The sequence below is a fragment of the Lentzea xerophila genome, from assembly GCF_051094245.1.
Lineage (GTDB): Bacteria > Actinomycetota > Actinomycetes > Mycobacteriales > Pseudonocardiaceae > Lentzea > Lentzea xerophila.
Window position 1 is genome coordinate 2,870,626 of sequence record NZ_CP194934.1, and the last position, 17,659, is coordinate 2,888,284.

General features: G+C 70.9%; 13 protein-coding genes. 6 read left to right on the forward strand and 7 right to left on the reverse strand.

From position 1 onward, the window contains the following. The first annotated feature begins 72 nt into the window (after window positions 1–72). Window positions 73–1,626: an ArnT family glycosyltransferase gene (locus ACRSBM_RS13980; protein ID WP_434443696.1), complete on the forward strand. Its 1,554-nt coding sequence runs from the start codon at window positions 73–75 to the stop codon at window positions 1,624–1,626. Between the two features lie 189 nt (window positions 1,627–1,815). After that, window positions 1,816–3,645, forward strand: a complete 1,830-nt coding sequence (locus ACRSBM_RS13985; protein WP_434443699.1) for a trypsin-like serine protease — start codon at window positions 1,816–1,818, stop codon at window positions 3,643–3,645. Between the two features lie 55 nt (window positions 3,646–3,700). On the opposite strand, the gene ACRSBM_RS13990 is transcribed toward ACRSBM_RS13985, so the two are convergent. Both ACRSBM_RS13990 and ACRSBM_RS13995 read right to left on the reverse strand, forming a co-directional pair. Then, window positions 3,701–5,236: a S8 family serine peptidase gene (locus ACRSBM_RS13990; RefSeq protein ID WP_434443701.1), complete on the reverse strand. Its 1,536-nt coding sequence runs from the start codon at window positions 5,234–5,236 to the stop codon at window positions 3,701–3,703. A gap of 21 nt (window positions 5,237–5,257) precedes the next feature. After that, complete coding sequence (locus tag ACRSBM_RS13995; protein WP_434443704.1) at window positions 5,258–6,814, reverse strand: S8 family peptidase; 1,557 nt, start codon at window positions 6,812–6,814, stop codon at window positions 5,258–5,260. A gap of 133 nt (window positions 6,815–6,947) precedes the next feature. Between ACRSBM_RS13995 and ACRSBM_RS14000 the strand changes: the two genes are divergently transcribed. Further along, the gene (locus ACRSBM_RS14000; RefSeq protein ID WP_434443706.1) at window positions 6,948–9,848 is read left to right on the forward strand and encodes an ATP-binding protein; all 2,901 of its coding nucleotides are present in this window, start codon (window positions 6,948–6,950) and stop codon (window positions 9,846–9,848) included. A gap of 128 nt (window positions 9,849–9,976) precedes the next feature. On the opposite strand, the gene ACRSBM_RS14005 is transcribed toward ACRSBM_RS14000, so the two are convergent. From ACRSBM_RS14005 to ACRSBM_RS14015, 3 genes are all read right to left on the reverse strand, one after another. Next, window positions 9,977–10,807: an inositol monophosphatase family protein gene (locus ACRSBM_RS14005; protein WP_434443708.1), complete on the reverse strand. Its 831-nt coding sequence runs from the start codon at window positions 10,805–10,807 to the stop codon at window positions 9,977–9,979. A 165-nt stretch (window positions 10,808–10,972) separates the two neighbouring features. Further along, the gene (locus ACRSBM_RS14010; RefSeq protein ID WP_434443710.1) at window positions 10,973–11,587 is read right to left on the reverse strand and encodes a TetR/AcrR family transcriptional regulator; all 615 of its coding nucleotides are present in this window, start codon (window positions 11,585–11,587) and stop codon (window positions 10,973–10,975) included. Between the two features lie 5 nt (window positions 11,588–11,592). Beyond that, window positions 11,593–12,834, reverse strand: coding sequence for an MFS transporter (locus ACRSBM_RS14015; RefSeq protein WP_434443712.1), 1,242 nt, complete (start codon window positions 12,832–12,834; stop codon window positions 11,593–11,595). Between the two features lie 135 nt (window positions 12,835–12,969). Between ACRSBM_RS14015 and ACRSBM_RS14020 the strand changes: the two genes are divergently transcribed. Next, on the forward strand, window positions 12,970–13,752 hold the full coding sequence (locus ACRSBM_RS14020; protein WP_434443715.1) for an SDR family NAD(P)-dependent oxidoreductase: 783 nt from the start codon (window positions 12,970–12,972) through the stop codon (window positions 13,750–13,752). On the opposite strand, the gene ACRSBM_RS14025 is transcribed toward ACRSBM_RS14020, so the two are convergent. After that, the gene (locus ACRSBM_RS14025) at window positions 13,753–14,901 is read right to left on the reverse strand and encodes an NAD(P)/FAD-dependent oxidoreductase (RefSeq protein ID WP_434443717.1); all 1,149 of its coding nucleotides are present in this window, start codon (window positions 14,899–14,901) and stop codon (window positions 13,753–13,755) included. Beyond that, on the reverse strand, window positions 14,898–15,215 hold the full coding sequence (locus ACRSBM_RS14030) for a bifunctional 3-phenylpropionate/cinnamic acid dioxygenase ferredoxin subunit (RefSeq protein WP_434443720.1): 318 nt from the start codon (window positions 15,213–15,215) through the stop codon (window positions 14,898–14,900). Before ACRSBM_RS14030 ends, ACRSBM_RS14025 begins: the two co-directional genes overlap by 4 nt. 191 nt (window positions 15,216–15,406) lie before the next feature. On the opposite strand from ACRSBM_RS14030, the gene ACRSBM_RS14035 reads away from it, so the two are divergent. Beyond that, window positions 15,407–16,189: an IclR family transcriptional regulator gene (locus ACRSBM_RS14035; protein WP_434443721.1), complete on the forward strand. Its 783-nt coding sequence runs from the start codon at window positions 15,407–15,409 to the stop codon at window positions 16,187–16,189. Window positions 16,190–16,369: 180 nt separating this feature from the next. Then, a complete protein-coding gene (gene glyA, locus ACRSBM_RS14040) occupies window positions 16,370–17,656 on the forward strand; it encodes a serine hydroxymethyltransferase (protein WP_434443723.1) in 1,287 nt (428 codons plus the stop codon). Window positions 17,657–17,659: the final 3 nt, after the last annotated feature.

Sequence of the window (17,659 nt, forward strand, 5' to 3'; positions counted from 1 at the left end):
GCAACCGATTCCGCGGGCATCCCGTTTCGGCAAGTGCAGGGGTTGCTCTCACACGGGGAAGGGCCACGCGGCTTGTCGCTCGCCACGATCCAGCGCCCCGTCGAGGTCCCGGCGCCGGGAGCAGGTCCTCGGCGGTGGCCGTTCGCGCTGGTGGCGGTCGTGTTGCTGGCCCAGATGGCGATCGCGATGGTCACCACCGCGGTCGAGCAGACCCCGACCATCGACGAGCCGGTCTACGTGGGCACGGCCGTGGTCTACCTGGAGCAGGGCAGCCTGCGGTACAACCCGGAGCACCCGCCGCTCGGCAAGCTGGTCATGGCCACCGGACTGGCGTTCGCCGGCGCCCGCCTCGACCCGGACTTCCGGGGCGACCAGACCGCGCTCGGCCGGCACGTCCTCTACGAGCAGGGCAACGATCCCGGCGCGCTGTTGCCGGCGGCCAGGCTGCCGATGATCGCGCTCACGCTGCTGTTCGGGCTGGTCGTGTGGCTGTTCGCCACCGACGTCTCGACCAGGTCCGGCGGCCTGCTCGCGCTGGCCCTGTACTCGTTCTCACCCGACCTCATCGCGCACGGCTCGCTCGCCACGCTCGACGTCGCGGCCGCCGGTTTCCTCCTGACGACGGCCTGGCTGCTGTGGCGGGCGCGCGCCAACCCCGTGCTCTACCTGCCGCTCGCCGGACTCGCCCTGGGCGCGGCCCTGGCCACGAAGACGAACACCCTGGCCGCGGTCCCGGTGTTGCTGCTCCTGGTCGTCTGGCAGGCACGGGTCAAAGCCGCCGCCGCGGTGGTGCTGATCGCGATCGCCGTCGTGTGGGTGTCGTACCTCACCGTGGATCCGTTGCTGCGCTGGGAAAGCCCGCCGGACCTGCCGTCCGCGCCGATCGGCTGGCTGCCGTTCCCCGAGCCCTACCTGGACGGCATGAGGCTCCAGTTCGGCTTCGAGAGCCAGGTGTGGGGCGGGTACCTGTTCGGCACGCACTACGAGGGTTCGCGCTGGTACTACCTGCCGGCGGCACTGCTGGTGAAGACACCACTGGGCGCACTGGTGCTGTGGGTCGCCGGAGTGATCGCCATGATCCGGCGTCCGGCGGCGCTGCACGTCCTCCTGCCCGTCGCCGTGCTGCTGGCCGTCGCCATGACCGGCAGCCGCGACCTCGGCGTCCGGTACGCGATCTGCGTGCCGATGTTCCTGGCCGTCGCCGCCGCCGCGGTGCGCGGACGGTGGGCCGTCACCGCGGCCGCCCTGGCCGCCGTCAGTTCGCTGTGGACCTTCCCCTACTACCTGCCGTACTCCAACGAGGTGTTCGGCGGCCCGGCGAAGACGCACCTGCACCTGCACGACTCGAACGTGGACTGGGGCCAGGACCTGGCGAGGCTGGCGGAACGGCTGAGGCGCTACCCGGACGAGCCGGCCTGGCTCGTCTACAAGGGCGCGGGAGTGCCGGAGTACTACGGAATCCACGCGCCCGATCCGCGCAAGGTGCCGCCGGAACGGGTGCGGGGCCTGCTCGTCGTGTCGGACTCGGCCATCGCGAAGGCCGACGACCGCCTCCGGGCGTTGATCACCACCAGCACGCCGATCGACGCGGTCGGTCACTCCATCACGATCTTCCGCAGACCATGACCACGGGACGGCACGGGAGCCCGCAGCCGGCGCCAACTCCCGGCGGTCGGCCCGCCGCGAGAAAGTTCCGTACCCCTACGGATGCGGACCCTGATTGTTCCGCACCGGGACTCCTCCGACAGTGATCGCAGCGAACGGCCGCCGTCCCTGCCCTGAGGTGGGCGTTCCTGAGATCCGAGAGGAACCGACGTGACGAGAACACCACGCTCCTGGGGCCTGCTGGCCCTGGTCGCGGCCACGGTGCTGGCACCCGTCAGCATCGCGAACGCCGCGCCACCGAACGCCCCTGCGGCGAACTACCTGGGGGACACCGTCCCCGCCGACCTCGGTGACGCCTCGCCCCAGTTCGCCGGCGGGCAGAACGCCACCGTGAGCGAGTTTCCCGGCATCATCGCGGGCATCCGTGCCGGCGGGTCCCGGCCGGAAGGCCAGACCTGCACCGGCACCGTCGTGGCACCGCGCAAGATCCTGATCGCGGCGCACTGCGCGGATGCCCAGGGGGAGAAGAAGTTCGTCTACGGGCTCGACGACCTCAAGGACTACGACGGTGGCTCCGGCAGCGGGTTCCCCGTGAACGTCGTGAGCTACAAGAAGCACCCGAAGTACGTCAACTTCGACCAGGGCTTCGACGTCGCCGTCGTGACCGTGGACCGCGACATCGCGCTCAAGGGCGGTGCCGCCTACCCGAAGTTCGCCACCTCCGCGGACGCGGGCGGCGCGGCGCCCGGCAAGACCGGGCTCGGCTTCGGCTACGGCAAGAAGGACTTCAACGACACCTCGCAGGACGTCACCCTCGACAAGGCGAACCTGCCCATCGTCAACGGTGACAGCGTCTGCCAGGGCGTCGGCGCGGGCTTCAAGTCGGCGACCATGATCTGCGCCGGCTACTCCGACGGCCGGATCACGATCCTGCCCGGTGACAGCGGCGGTCCGCTGATCGTCGACGGCAAGATCTACGGTGTCGCGTCGTGGAGCCGCTCCGACTTCAAGTGGTACTCGATCTACGGCCGCCTCGACAACGAGATGGGCGACTGGGTCAAGAACGAGGTCGGCGTCCAGCCCCCGGTCGGCGACTTCGGGCTGTCCGTCGCGCCGGGCAGCGGGTCGGTCGCGGCCGGCAAGACCGTGTCCGCCGGCATCACCACCACGGCCGGATCGGGTGGCGCGGAGAACGCCACGCTGTCGGCTTCCGGTCTGCCCAGCGGCGTGAAGGCGGTCTTCCAGCCGACGTCGGTGACCACCGGGAACTCGGCCAAGGTCACGTTCGAGGCGAGCACCTCGGCACCGAACGGCACCTACGAGGTCACCGTCACGGGAACCACCTCCAGCGGCAAGACCGCGTCCGGCAAGTACTCGCTGACCGTCACCGGCGATCAGCAGCCGGGCGACTTCACGCTGTCCGCGTCACCGGGCAGTGTGAAGGCGGCCAAGGGGAACTACGTCTCCACCACCATCTCCAGCACCGGTGGCGGCCAGACGATCACCCTGTCGGCGAGCGGCGTGCCCAGCGGGGTGAAGGCGGCGTTCCAGCCCGCCTCCATCGGTGCCGGGTCTTCGGCCAAGCTGACGCTGGACGTCTCCAGCACCGCGACCGCCGGCACGTCGACCATCACGGTCACCGGCACCGACGCGGCCGGGAAGACCGCCACCACGACGGTCGCGCTCACGGTCGAGGGCACCCAGGAGCCGCCGACCGGTGACGTCACCGTGACCGCCACGCCGTCGTCGGGCAGCGGCTGGCAGGGGCAGCTCGTGCAGACCGCGGTGAAGGCCAGTGGTGGCACCGGGAACCTGACGCTGACCGCGTCCGGTGCTCCGGCCGGTACGCAGGTCTCGTTCAACCCGGCCACCATCGGCCAGAACGGCACCAGCAACGTCTGGATCTTCACCAGCTTCTCCACCCCGACCGGCACCTACCCGATCACCATCACGGCCACCTCGGCCGACGGGAAGACCGGCAAGGTGACGTTCACCCTGACCGTCACCAGCTTCGCGATGCACCGCGTCGGCGCTCACTAGCACCGACGGGAGAAGGGCCCCGGAGATCCGGGGCCCTTCTTCGTACGCGGAACTCCTAAACGGTGAGGGTCCAGGAGTCGATGTTGCCGGTGTCGTAGGAGTAGATGTCGGTCACCTGCAGCTTCCACGTCCCGTTGCGTGCCTCGGAGGACAGGTCGACGGTGTAGGTCTCGTGGATGCCACCGGAGGACGAAGCACCGCCGGCCTTCTTGAGGACGTAGGACTTGCCCGACGGACTGACCAGGTCGACGGCCAGGTCGCCGGTGTAGGTGTGGTTGATGTCGACCTTGACGGTTGCCGAGGCCGTGGAGTTGCCGGTGCAGCCCGAGATCGTCACCGACGACGACACCGGGGTGTTCGTGTCCGGAATGGACACGTCGTCGCCGTTGGTGCCCGGTCCGCACTCCGGGTCGGGACCGCCGCCGATGAAACCGCTGTAGAGCAGCTTGTTGGGCGAACCGGTACCGGGGTTGGTGACTTTGCCGTCGGTGGCGTTGTTCACCAACGCGTCGCGCAGGGCCTGTGGGCTCGCGGACGGGGTGGCCGACAGGTACAGGGCCGCGACCCCGGCGACGTGCGGGGTGGCCATGGACGTACCGGACATGCCGGTGGCGCCGCCGTTCAGCCCCAGCGAGGTGATGTTGTCACCGGGGGCGAAGATGTCCGTGCAGGTGCCGTAGTTCGAGAACGAGGCACGCGCGTCGTTGGACGAGGTCGCGTTGACCGTGATGAGGGACGCGATCTTGGCGGGGCCGGTGGAGCAGGCGTTCGTCGAGCTGTTGCCGGACGCGACGGCCATCTGCACGCCGGAGGCGACCATCCCGGCGATGGCGTCGTTGCCGATGTCGGCGGTGTCGAAGGTCCAGGAAGCGTTGACCACAGCGGGTTTCCGCGCGTTCGCGGTGATCCACTCGATGGCCTTGACACCGGCTGAGTCCGGGCCGCTGTTGCCGCAGTTGGTGCCGAGCATGCGGACCGAGACCAGCTTGACCTTCTTGGCCACGCCGTAGGTCTTCGAGCCGACCGTGCCCGCCACGTGCGTGCCGTGACCCGAGCAGTCCTGACCGTTCTGGCCGTCCTCGATGAAGTCGGCGCCCACGGACGCGCGACCCTCGAAGTCGGCGATCGAGGTCTTGATGCCGGTGTCGGTGACGTAGACCGTCACGTTCGACGCGCCGCCGCTGGGATAGGTGAACTTCTTGTCCAGCGGCAGGTTCGCCTGGTCGATGCGGTCGAGGCCCCACGTCGGGTTGGTCTGCACGTCCAGCGCCTTCGCGGTGCCGTCCTGGTAGACGGCCTTCACGGCAGGGTCGGCCGCGAGCTTCCGCGCGGCGGCCTCGGTCAGGTTCGTGACCTGGAAACCGCGCATGGCGTGGGAGAACACGGCGTCGAGGTCGCCGCCGTACTTCTGGACGAGTGCGCTCGACGACGCCTGAACGCCGGCGGTCGCGGGCTTGAGGGACACGATGAAGCTGCCGCCGGGTGCGGGGTTCCCGGCCCGGACGAAGTCGGCTTCAGCCGCCTGGGCCGGGAAGGCCAGCACGGTGGAGGCGAGGACGAGAACGGCGAGCCCGCAGGTGGTGCGGTACATGGGAAGTCCTTCCGGGCGTCGTCAGAACGTCAGGGTCCAGGTGTCGATGTTCCCGGCGTCGTAGGTCCAGACGTCGGTCACCTGCAGCTTCCACGTGCCGTTGCGGTTCTCCGCGGAGGCGTCGACCGTGAAGGTCTCGTGCACACCGCCGGAGGAGGTGGCGCCCTTCGCCTTCTTGAGGCTGTAGGTCGCGCCGGACGGACCGACCAGGTCGATGGCCAGGTCCGCGGTGTACGGGTGGTTGATGTCGACCTTGACCTGGGTGGTGGCCGAGGCCATGCCGGTGCACCCGGTCACGGTCACCGACGAGGTCACCGCGGTGTTGTTGTCCGGAATGGACACATCGTCGCCGTTGGTGACGGCGGCGCACGGCTCGGGGCCGGGCCCACCCATGAAGCTGATGTTGAGCAGCTTGTTCGGCGAGCCCTTGACGTCGGAGATCTTGTTCGGCGTCGAGTTGTTCACCAGTGCGTCGCGAACCTGGGCAGGGGAGGCGGACGGGTTCGCGGACACGTACAGCGCGGCGGCGCCGACGACGTGCGGGGTGGCCATCGAGGTGCCGCCCATCGACGTGGTGCCGCCGCCGTTGCGGGTCGAGGTGATGTTCGAGCCGGGCCCGAAGAGGTCGACGCAGGAGCCCCAGTTCGACGCCTGGCCGCCGGTGTAGATCGAGCGCCGGTCGGCCGAGTCGCTGGCGGCCACGGTGATGGCCTCCGGCACGCGGGCGGGGGAGGTCTGGCAGGCGTCGCCGTTGTTGTTGCCCGCCGCCAACCCGAACGTCACGCCCGCCGCGATCGCGCGCTTCACCGCGTTGTCCACAGTGGAGTCCGCGCCACCGCCGAGGCTCATGTTCGCCACGGCCGGCTTCTTCGCGTTCTGCGCCACCCAGTCGATGCCCTTGATGATCTGGGAGTACTGCCCGCTGCCGTTGCAGCCGAGCACGCGGACCCCGACCAGGGTGACCTTCTTCGCCACGCCGTACGTCTTCGAGCCGACCGTGCCGGCGACGTGCGTGCCGTGCCCCTGGCAGTCCGACGCGTCCGGGTCGTTGTCGATGAAGTCGTAGCCGTCCTTGGCCCGGCCCTCGAACTCGGTGTGCGACTTGTGGATGCCGGTGTCCAGGATGTACGCGGTCACGTTCGACGCGGTGCCGGGGTAGGTGTACTTCGAGTCGACCGGCAGGTTCGCCTGGTCGATCCGGTCGAGGCCCCAGGTCGGGTTGGTCTGGGTGTCGGACATGTGCGCCCAGCCGTCCTGCTGCACGTAGGCGACCGACGGGTCGGCCGCGAGCCGCCTGGCCGCCGCCTCGTCCATCTTCACCGCGAAGCCGCGCACCGACGCGACGTAGGTGTTGCTGACCTTGCCCCCGTGCTTGCGGGCGAGGTCGAACGCCTTGGCGTTGGTGGCCGGGGCGTCGCTGGCACCGTCCTTGAACACCACGATGTAGCTGCCCGCGACGGGCTCGCCGGTCTTCTGGATCGAGCCCGTCTGGGCGGAGGAGGGGCTGCTCACCGCGGCCACGACGGCCAGGCCGATGCCGGCGGTCGCGAGCACGCGTGTCGTGCGATCGAGTCGCATCTCGGGTTCTCCGTTCTGGCCGCCTCGGCAGGGATGGGCGGCACCTGCGGATCACCATCGAGCGACCACGAACAGCGAACAATCCGGATATCGCTACGTAGGGATACCCGTCTTTCACCTACCATCGGTCCGGATGAGCCGGACACCGAGATCGGGCCAACGGAGGTCCGACCCCACGGGGCTGATGCGGACCAGCTCGCCCGTGCTGGTGGGGCGGGGTGATCAGCTCGGCGCGCTGCGTGCCGCCGTGCCCAGCCAGCCCGCGGTGGTCCTGATCGAGGGCGAGGCGGGCGTCGGGAAGTCACGCCTGGTGCGCGAGCTCCTCGAAGCGGACCTCGGCCCGATCGTCGTGCTCATGGGCCACTGCCAGCCGGTGGGGGAACCGTTCCCGTACGGCGCGGTGCTGGAGGCGTTGCGCGACTGCACGGACCGGTTGGCGCGCCACCACTCGCGGCTGAGCCCGGTGGCGGGCGTGCTCGGTGCACTGCTGCCGGAGCTCGCCGCGTACCTGCCCGAACCGCCTGCTCCGACCGGTGACCCGCGAGCCGAGCGGCACCGGGTGTTCCGCGCGCTGCGGGAGCTGATCAGCGTGGTCGGCCCGGTGCTGCTGGTCGTCGAGGACCTGCACTGGGCCGACGACGGCTCGCGGCAGCTGCTGCGGTTCCTGATGGGCGATCCACCGGCGAACCTGTCCATCGTGGTCACGTACCGGCGCGAGGACGTGCCGGGCGGCGTCCCGCTGGGGTCGGCGTACCGGCCGCCCACCGGCATCACCAGCGCGTTGCTGGAGCTCGAACCGCTCGACGTCGGCGAGGTGCGGGCGCTGACGTCGGCCATCCTCGACGGCGAGCCCGTGTCGGCGGAGTTCGCCGCCAAGCTGCACGAACGCACGGCGGGCATCCCGTTCGTGGTCGAGGAGACCCTGCGGGCCATGCGGAACCCGGCCGGCGCGGTGCACGCGGACGGCGCCACGGCCCGCCGGCTGCTCGACAACGTGGACGTCCCGGTGCTGCTGCGGGACGCCATCGCCGAGCGCCTCGCCACCCTGCCCGCCGCCGCGACCCGGCTCGTCGAGGCCGCCGCGGTGCTGGGCGCGCCCGCGTCCGCCGAACTGCTCGGCGAGGTGGCTTCGGTCAGCGAGGTCCGCGAAGCCCTCACGCACGCGCTGACCGGCCACGTTCTGCACGAGGTCGACGCACGGCGGTACGGCTTCCGGCACGCGCTGGCCCAGCAGGCCGTCTACGACACGTTGAGCGGCCCCGATCGGCAGTCGCTGCACCAGCGGGCCGTGGAGGTGCTCGACCAGGTAGAACCCCGCCCGCTGGTCCAGCTCGCCGAGCACAGCGAACGCGCCGGGCAGACGTCGGCGTGGCTGCGCTACGGCGAGGCCGCCGCCGACCGGGCCGTGGAGATCGGCGACGCGGGCACTGCCACCGCCCTGCTGCAACGGCTGCTGCTCGACCCGGCGGTGCCCGCGGCCGACGTCGACCGCCTCGCGATCAAGCTCGGCCAGATCGCCCACCAGGGCCTCGACCAGCTGGACCCGACCGAGGCGCTGGAACGCCTGCTGTCCGACCGGCGGCTGTCGACCGCCGCACGCGGGCAGGTGCGCCTCTACCGCGGCGTGCTGCTGATCCGGCAGGCGGGCGGCGTCGAGGAGGCCCGTTCCGAGCTCGAACGGGCCGTCGCCGACCTGACCGAGCGCCCGGACCTGGCCGCGCGCGGCGCCGCCGTGCTGGGACTGTCCTACCTGGGCATCACCCCGATGAGCGAGGTCGAGCCGTGGCTCGACCGCGTCACGCAGGCCCGCGCGTCGTTGGACGACCCCGAGCTCAGGATGTCGTTGTACGCCAACGTGGTCGGCTCGAGGATGCACACCGGCGACCCGGCGGTGCTGGCCGGGCTGGAGTTCCGGCCCGCGTCCACCCCGGGCGAACTGCGCCAGCTCGCCCGCGCCCACTGCAACCTCGCCGACGCGCTGACCACCACCGGCCACTTCGACCTCTGCGCCGACCTGTTGCGCGACGGCCTGCGGTTCGCCTCCGAGTGCGGCGCCCCGTTCGTCGCGAGCACGGCCCACGCGACCAGGGCCCGCCTCGACTGGCTCACCGGCAACTGGGACGGCCTCGCCCAGCGTGCCGAGAGCCTGCTCGACGAGTACCGCGACCTGTTCCCGCTGGCCAGCGAGCTGAGTCTGGTCCTCGGCCTGCTCGCCACCGCCCGCGGCGAGTGGCCGGAGGCGACCAGCCACCTCACCGAGACCGGCGCGTTCGCCCCCGAGGAGTCGATCGCCCCGGTCGCCATCGCCGGCTGCGCGGCCCTGGCGAGGACCATGCTCGCCCAGGACGAGATCACCCGCGCCTGCGTGGACGTCGACCGCGGCCTCGCGATCGTCCGGGCGAAGGGCGTCTGGGTGTGGGCGACCGAACTGGGACCGGTCGCCGTGGCCACGTTCCTCGCCGCCGGCCGCGAGACCGACGCCGAGACGGTGATCGACGAGATCGCGGAGGGCATCGCCGGCCGTGACGCCCCGATGGCCTTCGCCTCGCTGGCGTGGTGCCGCGCTCTTCTCGCCGAGGCCCGCGGCCGCGCGGACGACGCCGTGTCGCTCTACCGCGAGGCCGCCGACCGGTACTCGGCGTTGCCCGCGCCGTACCTGACCGCGCTGGTCGCCGAACGCGAGGCAGGCTGCCTGCTCCCCCGCGAGCAGGAGAAGGCGAGCGAACTCCTCTCCGACCTCGTGGACACGTTCGACGCGCTGGGCGCCACCCGTGACGCGGCCCGCTGCCGGCACCGGTTGCGCAGCATCGGCGGCGGCAAACCGTCGCGGCGGGGGCGGCGCGGGTACGGCAACGAGCTGTCGCCGCGCGAGCAGGAGGTGGCCCGGCTGCTCGCCGCCGGGCACACGAACCGGAAGATCGCGGACGTGCTGTTCCTGTCGCCGCGCACGGTCGAACAGCACGCGGCGCGGGTGCTGCGCAAGCTCGGGGTGTCGTCGCGGGCGGAGCTGCAGGCGGAGGACCTGGCCTACTAGGGCGCGTCCCGTAGGGCGTTCGATGAGAGTCGCGCCTGAGGTGGTTTCTGGTGGTGTGGCCGGACGGCCCGCATACCGGTGGGGCTGGTTGTCTGCGGCCATGCCGCCAGGAGGGTGTCGTGCCTCGGTCATCCCTCCTCGTCGTCGTGCTCGAGGAGGATTTCGAGCACTTGGTCGTGCAGTGCCCCGTTGCTGAACACCCCCGCCGTGCCCTCGAGGCTGCGCCCTCCGGACAGGTCACTGAACCTGCCGCCGGCCTCCTCGACGATCGGCACCAAGGCCGCCAGATCCCACGGACCACCACCAACCAGCAGGAACACATCCACCACACCCACCGCCACCAGCAGGGCCCAGTGGCAGGTCCCCGAGCCGGCCGACGGCTTCCCGCCGCCCGCTCCCGGCTCTGGGAGCACTCGTGCGGCGGCAGCGGCCAGCCGTTCCAGCGGACGCCGCATCTCCGCGGTGAGCGCCGCCACCGGCGGCCAGATCGCCACGCTCGCCGCACCCAGCTCCGGCGTGGCCGACACGGCCAACCGCTGCTGCTCCGCGGACCAGCGCGCGGTCCACGCGCCGTGCCCCGTGACGGCGTACCAGCGTCGGTCCAACGCCGGCGCCGACACCAGACCCATCTCGACCTCGCCCCGCGCCTGCCGAGCGATCAGGGTGCTCCACTCCGGCTCACCGGCCACGAAACTCGCCGTGCCGTCGAGCGCGTCGACAATCCACCGCCGCTCTGCCGGCCCTCGCGGCCCGAACTCCTCACCGAGGAAACCCTCGTGCGGACGCTCCCGCGCCACCGCGTCACGCAACGCCAGCTCGACCTCCCGGTCCACCCGCGTCACCGGCGAGCCGTCGGCTTTGGTCTCCGTCTCCACCACGCCACCGGCGAAGTAGCCGCCGGAAATGCCATCCGCGATGTCGGCCAGCCGATGGGCCAGCCCGAGATCCTCTCCGGTCACGGCAGCTGGTCCTCGGACGGCGCCTCTGTCATGTCGCGAGATTACCGAGACCGGGGCCGGCCTGGGGAGAACGCCAATGACGTGAGCCCGCAACAGGCTTGGGCGAGCAGCTCGTCGCGCAGTCGCCAAGGCCGGCGGGCTGAAGCTGCTCGACCGCCCGCACCACTACTCGGTGCGCCACACCTCGGCGAGGTTCCGGTCGAACATCGTCGCCATCGACGCCAGCGCGGAGTCGAGGTCGACGTTCTCCGGGTCGATGAGCGCCTGCAGGTGGATGCCCAGGAGCGCGCCGTTGAGCGCCACGGCGGCGACGTGTTCCTGTTCGGCCGCCTTCTCGGGGTCGGCGTCGGCGGGGCGCTTGAAGCGCAGCAGGTCCTCGATGCCCGCGCGCCTGCGGGAGAAGAACTCCTGGTACTGCTCGTGCACGACACCGCGGTCGCCGAGGGCCTCGACCAGGATCATGAACAGCAGCGCGGAGTTGCCGCTGCGCAACAGTTCCCCGGTCTCGGCGAACACCTCGGCGAGGGACGGGACGGACTCGTAGCGCTCGGCCGGCCAGATCCGGGCGACCACCCGTTCGAAGACGGCCAGCACGAGGCCGTCCTTGTTCTTGAAGTGCCAGGGGATCGAGCCGCGGCTGATTCCGGAGCGCTTCGCGATGTCGACGAACGACGTGCGGTCGAACCCGCGCTCGGCGAAGAGCTCCTCGGCGGCGTCGAGGATGCGGCGGCGGCTCTCGTCGCCGATCTCGTCGATCCGGCGTGGCCCAGGAGAGTTCACGGCGGTCATCGTAGATCGCCGGTTCGCGCGATGTCGCGACGCACGTGCCGGGTGCTCGCGACCAGGACGATGCCCGCCAGCACCGAGGCCAGCGGCGCCGAGACGGCGACCGCGGCCTGTCCGCCCCAGAGTCCCTCCGCCGCACCGGTGAGCAACGCTCCGCCGAGTCCGCCGACCAGTGCCGTGTAGACAGCCATCAGCGCGAACGCCGTCGAGCGGAGTTCCGCCGGTGTCACCGCGGCCACGACAAGGCTCAACGCGATGACTCCGGCGTACGTCATCGCCTGGGTGACCATCCCGATCACGGCGTACGTCGTGACGTCCGGCGCGTAGGCCTGCACCGCGAACCCGACGCCCAGCAGCGTGAGCGCCACGGCCGCCAGGTGGACGCACGCCTCGGGGCTGCGCCGGAACAGCCGGTCGCTCAACGCCCCGCCGAGGGCCGCGCCGAGCAGCCCGCCGACCGCGCACACGGACGTGATCACGCCCCGTGCCGCCGCGTCCTGCCCGAGCTGGTCCTTCAGGATGACGTTCAGGTAGATCGGCACCGTCGTCACGGACATGCCGAACGCGCCGAGCGCGACCATCACCAGCACGAACGTGCGGATCTTCAGCAGGCCTCGGAAGGCGTCCCGTACCGACGGGGTCACCTTCGCGGCCCGTGGTTCGGGCAGGCGGAACGCGGTGAACGCGAGCAGCAGCGCGGGGATGGCGAGGAACGCGAACGCCCACCGCCACGGCTCGTGCTCCGCGGGGATCATCGCCGCGAACGCCGCCGCCAGCAGCGGTCCGATGACGGTGCCCAGTGGCTGCCCGCCGCGGTGCAGCCCGAGCACCCGGCCACGCCCGGCCGGCGGGTAGGCGTCGACCAGCAGTGACGTCTGGATCGGCCCTTCGCTCGCCTTGCCGATGCCCGCCGCGACGCGCAGGGCGACGGCCTGCCAGAGGGTCTGGACCGTGCCGAGCAACCCGGCGGCCGCGGCCCAGATGAGTGTCGCGACGCCCGCGATCGTGGTGCGGCGGTACCGGTCTCCCAGCAGGCCGAGCGGGAGTGCGGCGACCGCGACCATCAGGCCGGTCAGCGCGCCGAGGACGCTCACGGCCGGCGTGCTGATGCCGAGCGAGTCGCGGATCTCCGGCGCGAAGACGATGAACATCACTCCGTCGACGCTGTCGAGCACCTGCAGGCCCATGAACGCGACCAGGGTGGCCCGGCCGCCGGTCGACAGGACCTGCCTGAGCGTCATCGAAGGCTCGTCGTCGGGGGAGCTCCGCGGGGGCTGGGTCGTGATCAAAGGGCCATCTTCTGGCGTCGAGTGCATGCTGAGCAGGCTACTATGTCGGTCAGCATAGTGTCATCAGGCCAGCATAGAGAGGCTCTCATGAGGAACTGGACCGGATCGGCCGCCTTCATCACGGGCGGCGCCAGGGGCATCGGCCTGGGCATCGCGCGAGCGCTCGGCAAGCGGGGCGTGCGGCTCGCGCTGGCCGACGTCGACGAGCCGTCACTCGCGCACAGCAAGGAAGAGCTGTCCCGGCTCACGGCCGTGGAGACGTACCGGCTGGACGTGCGCGACCGTGCCGCGTTCGCGGAAGCCGCGGACGACGCGGAACGCGCGTTGGGCAACATCGACCTGTTGTTCAACAACGCTGGCATCGCGCCGTACGTCGCCGTGCAGGACCTGACCTACGACAAGTGGGATCTGGCTCTCGCGGTCAACCTCACCGGCGTGATCAACGGGATCCAGACGTTCCTGCCGCGGATGCTTGAGCGCAAGGCGGGGTATGTGGTGAACACCGCGTCGGCCGCCGGGCTCGTGAGCGACCCGAACCTGGTGTACGCGACGGCCAAGTTCGCGGTGGTCGGACTGTCGGAGTCGTTGCGGCTCAACGTGGCCAGGCATGGCATCGACGTCAGCGTGCTCTGCCCCGGTCCGGTCGACACCGGCATCGTCGCGAACACCAGGGAGGTGAACGCCGGCGTGGCCGTGCGGGAGGACCTCGTGCCTGATGTCGAGGCATTCCTCCGGAGCGGGGCCAGTATCGACGAGGTGGGCGTGATGGTGGTGGCCGGCATGGAGAAGGGCTCGCCGTGGATCTTCACGGGCGACGAGGCCCGGCCGCACGTGGAGAAGCGGATGGCGGCACTGCTGGACGCGTTCTGATCAGACCGCGCTGAGCCGGCGGCGCAGGCGGCCGAACAGCTTGGCGTTGTTCATGGCGAGCACCCCGACGGGCAGGCCGGCGCGGCGGAACTCGGCGACGAACCTCCGGTCGTCCGGCGACCCGTCGATCACGAGCACCTCGTCCGCGCCGGCGGTGTCGCCCGCGAGCTGCAGGCGGACGCCGTACTGGTCGGACCACACGTAACCGGACGGCCGGAACGTCTCCAGCGTCGTACCGGCGAGGAGGTTGCGAACGGCCACGACCGGCTGTTCCGAAGCGTTGGTCCAGTGCTCGTGCCGGACGTGACCGCCGGCGGCGGTGCGGTACCGGGCCACATCGCCCACGGCGACGACGGACGGGACGGCCGTGACGCAGCCGGCGTCGCACAGCACGCCGTTGTCCAGCGCCAGGCCCGAACCGTGCAGCCATTCGGTCGCGGGCTCCATGCCGATGCCGGCCACCACGACGTCGGCCGGGAGGTGGGTGCCGTCGCGCAGGACGACGCCGGTGACGCGCGTTCCGTTGTGCGCGAAGGACTCCACGCCGACGCCCAGGCGCAGGTCGACACCGTGGTCGGCGTGCAGGTCGGCGCAGAGTGAGCCGAGCGTCTTGCCCAGGACGCGTTCCATCGGCACCGACGCCGCCTCGACGACCGTCACGTCGAGGCCGAGTGAACGGCAGGTGGAGGCCACTTCGGCGCCGATCCAGCCCGCACCCACCACCACGACGCGGGTGCCCGGCACCAGATCCGCTTGCAGCGCAACGGCATCGTCGAGGGTGCGCAAGGTGTGCACACCGCGCAGGGCCGAGGTGCCGGGCAACGTGCGCGGGCGGCCACCGGTGGCGATCACCAGGCCGTCCGCGCGCAGCACCTCGCCGGTGGACAGGTGGATCGAGCCGGTCGACGGGTCGGTGCGCTCGGCGCGGACCCCGAGCCGCCACTCGGCGCCGAAGTCCTCTTCGGACAGTGCGAGTTCCTCGCGAGGCAGGGCACCGGACAGGAACGCCTTGGACAGCGGTGGCCGGTCGTAGGGCGCGTGCGGCTCCTCGCCGATCACCACGATCCGCCCGTCGAACCCCTGCTCGCGCAGTTCCTGGACGGAACGCAGGCCGGCCAGCGAGGCGCCGGCCACCGCGACCGTCCTCATGCGACGGCCTCGTGACCACCCGCGTCCACGTAGATCACGCCGTCCCGCACCACGACCGGGTACGTGCGCACCGCCTTCTTGGCCGGCAGGCAGGTCGGGACGCCGGTGCGGAGGTCGAAACTCGCGGCGTGCAGCGGGCATTCGACGAAACACCCCTCCAGCCAGCCCTCGGACAGGGAGGCGTCCTGGTGGCTGCAGGTGTCGTCGATCGCGTAGAGCTCGCCGTCCGCGTTGAAGACGGCGATGGCCACGTCGCCGGGAATGCGCAAGGACTCGCCCACCGGCAGATCCTCCACGGCGCAAGCGGTGATCATCAGAATCCCTCCGTTGCGTATTACGGAACAGAGTGTGTTATACGCAACAAAAGCATGACTGAGGATCAAGAGAGACGTCAAGGAGGCTGTGCTTGAACGAGTAACCAGTACAGGGAGGGGATCCACCGGAAGGAGGCGCCGGGGCGCTTGCGCGAGCACCCTTCGTTGCACTCATCGGTTAACGTTGCGCTATGAGCAACAACGAGGAGGCGCGCGACCCGGCGCTGGTGCAGTCGGTCGATCGGGCGGTGACGGTTCTGGAGCTGTTGGCCCGCAACGGCGAAGCGGGGATCACCGAGATCGCCGCCGAGCTCGGCGTGCACAAGTCCTCGGCGTCCAGACTCGTCCACACGCTCCAGGCCCGTGAGCTCGTGGAGCAGGTCGGCGAGCGCGGCCCCTTCCGGATCGGTCTCGGCATGCTCCGGTTCGCCGGTGCCGTGAGCGGTCAGCTCGACTACGTCCGGGTCGGCGGTCCGGTCTGCTCGGCGCTCGCGGACCGGCTCGGCGAGACGGTCAACATCGCGGTCCTCGACGGCGGTGTCGCGCTGAACGTGAGCCAGGCGCGGGGCGGTTCCGCGGTGGCGGCGCAGAACTGGGTCGGGCAGCGGACTCCGTTGCACGCCACGTCGAGCGGAAAGGTCCTGCTAGCCGCCGCGTCCGAAGAAGATCAGGAACGCGTGCTGTCCGGCGACCTGGAGCCGTGTGCCCCGCGCACGATCACCGATCCCGTGCGGCTGCGCACGGTGCTGCGGCGCACGGCCGAGGACGGGTTCGCCACGTGCATGGAGGAGCTGGAGGCCGGCCTGCACGCGGTGGCGGTCCCGGTCTTCGGCTCGCGCGGTGACGTCGTGGCGGCCATCAGTGCCGCTGGTCCCGCCTACCGGCTCTCGCAGAAGCGCATGCCCGAGATCGTCGAGGAGCTGCGCGTGGCATCGCGCGACCTCTCCGTCCGCATGGGGCATCCCGTGCTGTGAAAGACATTCATGAACAACGAGCCCCCGGCCGCGGCCGGGGGCTCGTTGTCGTTTCGGGTACGTCCGTCCGTGCGACAAGGCTTGACAACGGCTCGAGCGGGTCTCACCGTGATGCGCGCTGCAGTTGCATAATGCGGACCTCGTTGCGTATTACGGAACTCGCTCGGAAGGGTTGGCCCGTTGTCACTCTCCGTTCCCACCACAGTCCTGGACCAGGATCTCGACGAGCTCGACCCCGAGGTCGCCGCCGGGATCCGCGCCGAGCTGCACCGCCAGCAGTCGACGCTCGAGATGATCGCTTCCGAGAACTTCGCGCCGGTCGGCGTGCTGCAGGCGCAGGGATCGGTGCTGACCAACAAGTACGCCGAGGGCTACCCGGGACGCCGCTACTACGGCGGGTGCGAGCACGTCGACGTGATCGAGGCGCTGGCGGCCGACCGGGTCAAGGCGCTGTTCGGCGCCGAGCACGCGAACGTCCAGCCGCACTCCGGCGCGCAGGCCAACGCGGCGGCGATGGCGGCGGTGCTCCAGCCCGGCGACACGATCATGGGCCTGGATCTCGCGCACGGCGGCCACCTGACGCACGGCATGAGGATCAACTTCTCCGGCCGGCTCTACAACGTCGTCGCCTACCACGTGGACCGGTCGTCGGGCCGGGTCGACATGGCCGAGGTCGAGCGCCTGGCGCTGGAGTCCCGGCCGAAACTGATCATCGCGGGCTGGTCGGCCTACCCGCGGCAGCTCGACTTCGCGCGGTTCCGCCGGATCGCCGATCTCGCCGGCGCCAGGCTGATGGTCGACATGGCGCACTTCGCCGGTCTGGTCGCCGCGGGACTGCACCCGAACCCGGTGCCGTTCGCGGACCTGGTCACGACGACCACGCACAAGACGCTCGGTGGTCCGCGCGGTGGCGTGATCCTCTGCACGCGGGAGCTGGCCAAGAAGGTCGACTCCGCGGTGTTCCCCGGCCAGCAGGGTGGACCGCTCCAGCACGTCGTCGCGGCCAAGGCGGTCGCGTTCCGGGTCGCGGCGGGGGAGGAGTTCCGCGAACGCCAGCACCGCGTGCTGCAGGGCGCGTCGATCCTGGCTTCCCGGCTCGCACGGCCCGACTGCGCCGAGGCCGGCGTGAAGGTCCTGACCGGCGGCACCGACGTGCACCTCGTCCTGGTCGACCTGGTCGAGTCCTCATTGGACGGCAGACAGGCCGAGGACCGGTTGCACCGCATCGGGATCACCGTCAACCGCAACGCCGTGCCGTTCGACCCGCGCCCGCCGATGGTCACCTCCGGCCTGCGGATCGGCACGCCCGCCCTGGCCGCCCGCGGTTTCACCGCCGACGACTTCGCGGAGGTCGCGGACATCATCGCCGCCGCGCTGAAGCCCTCCTTCGACGAGACGGCCGAGGCGGACCTGGCCGCCCGCGTCGCGTTGCTCGCCAAGAACAACCCCCTCTACCCCCACCTCTGACGG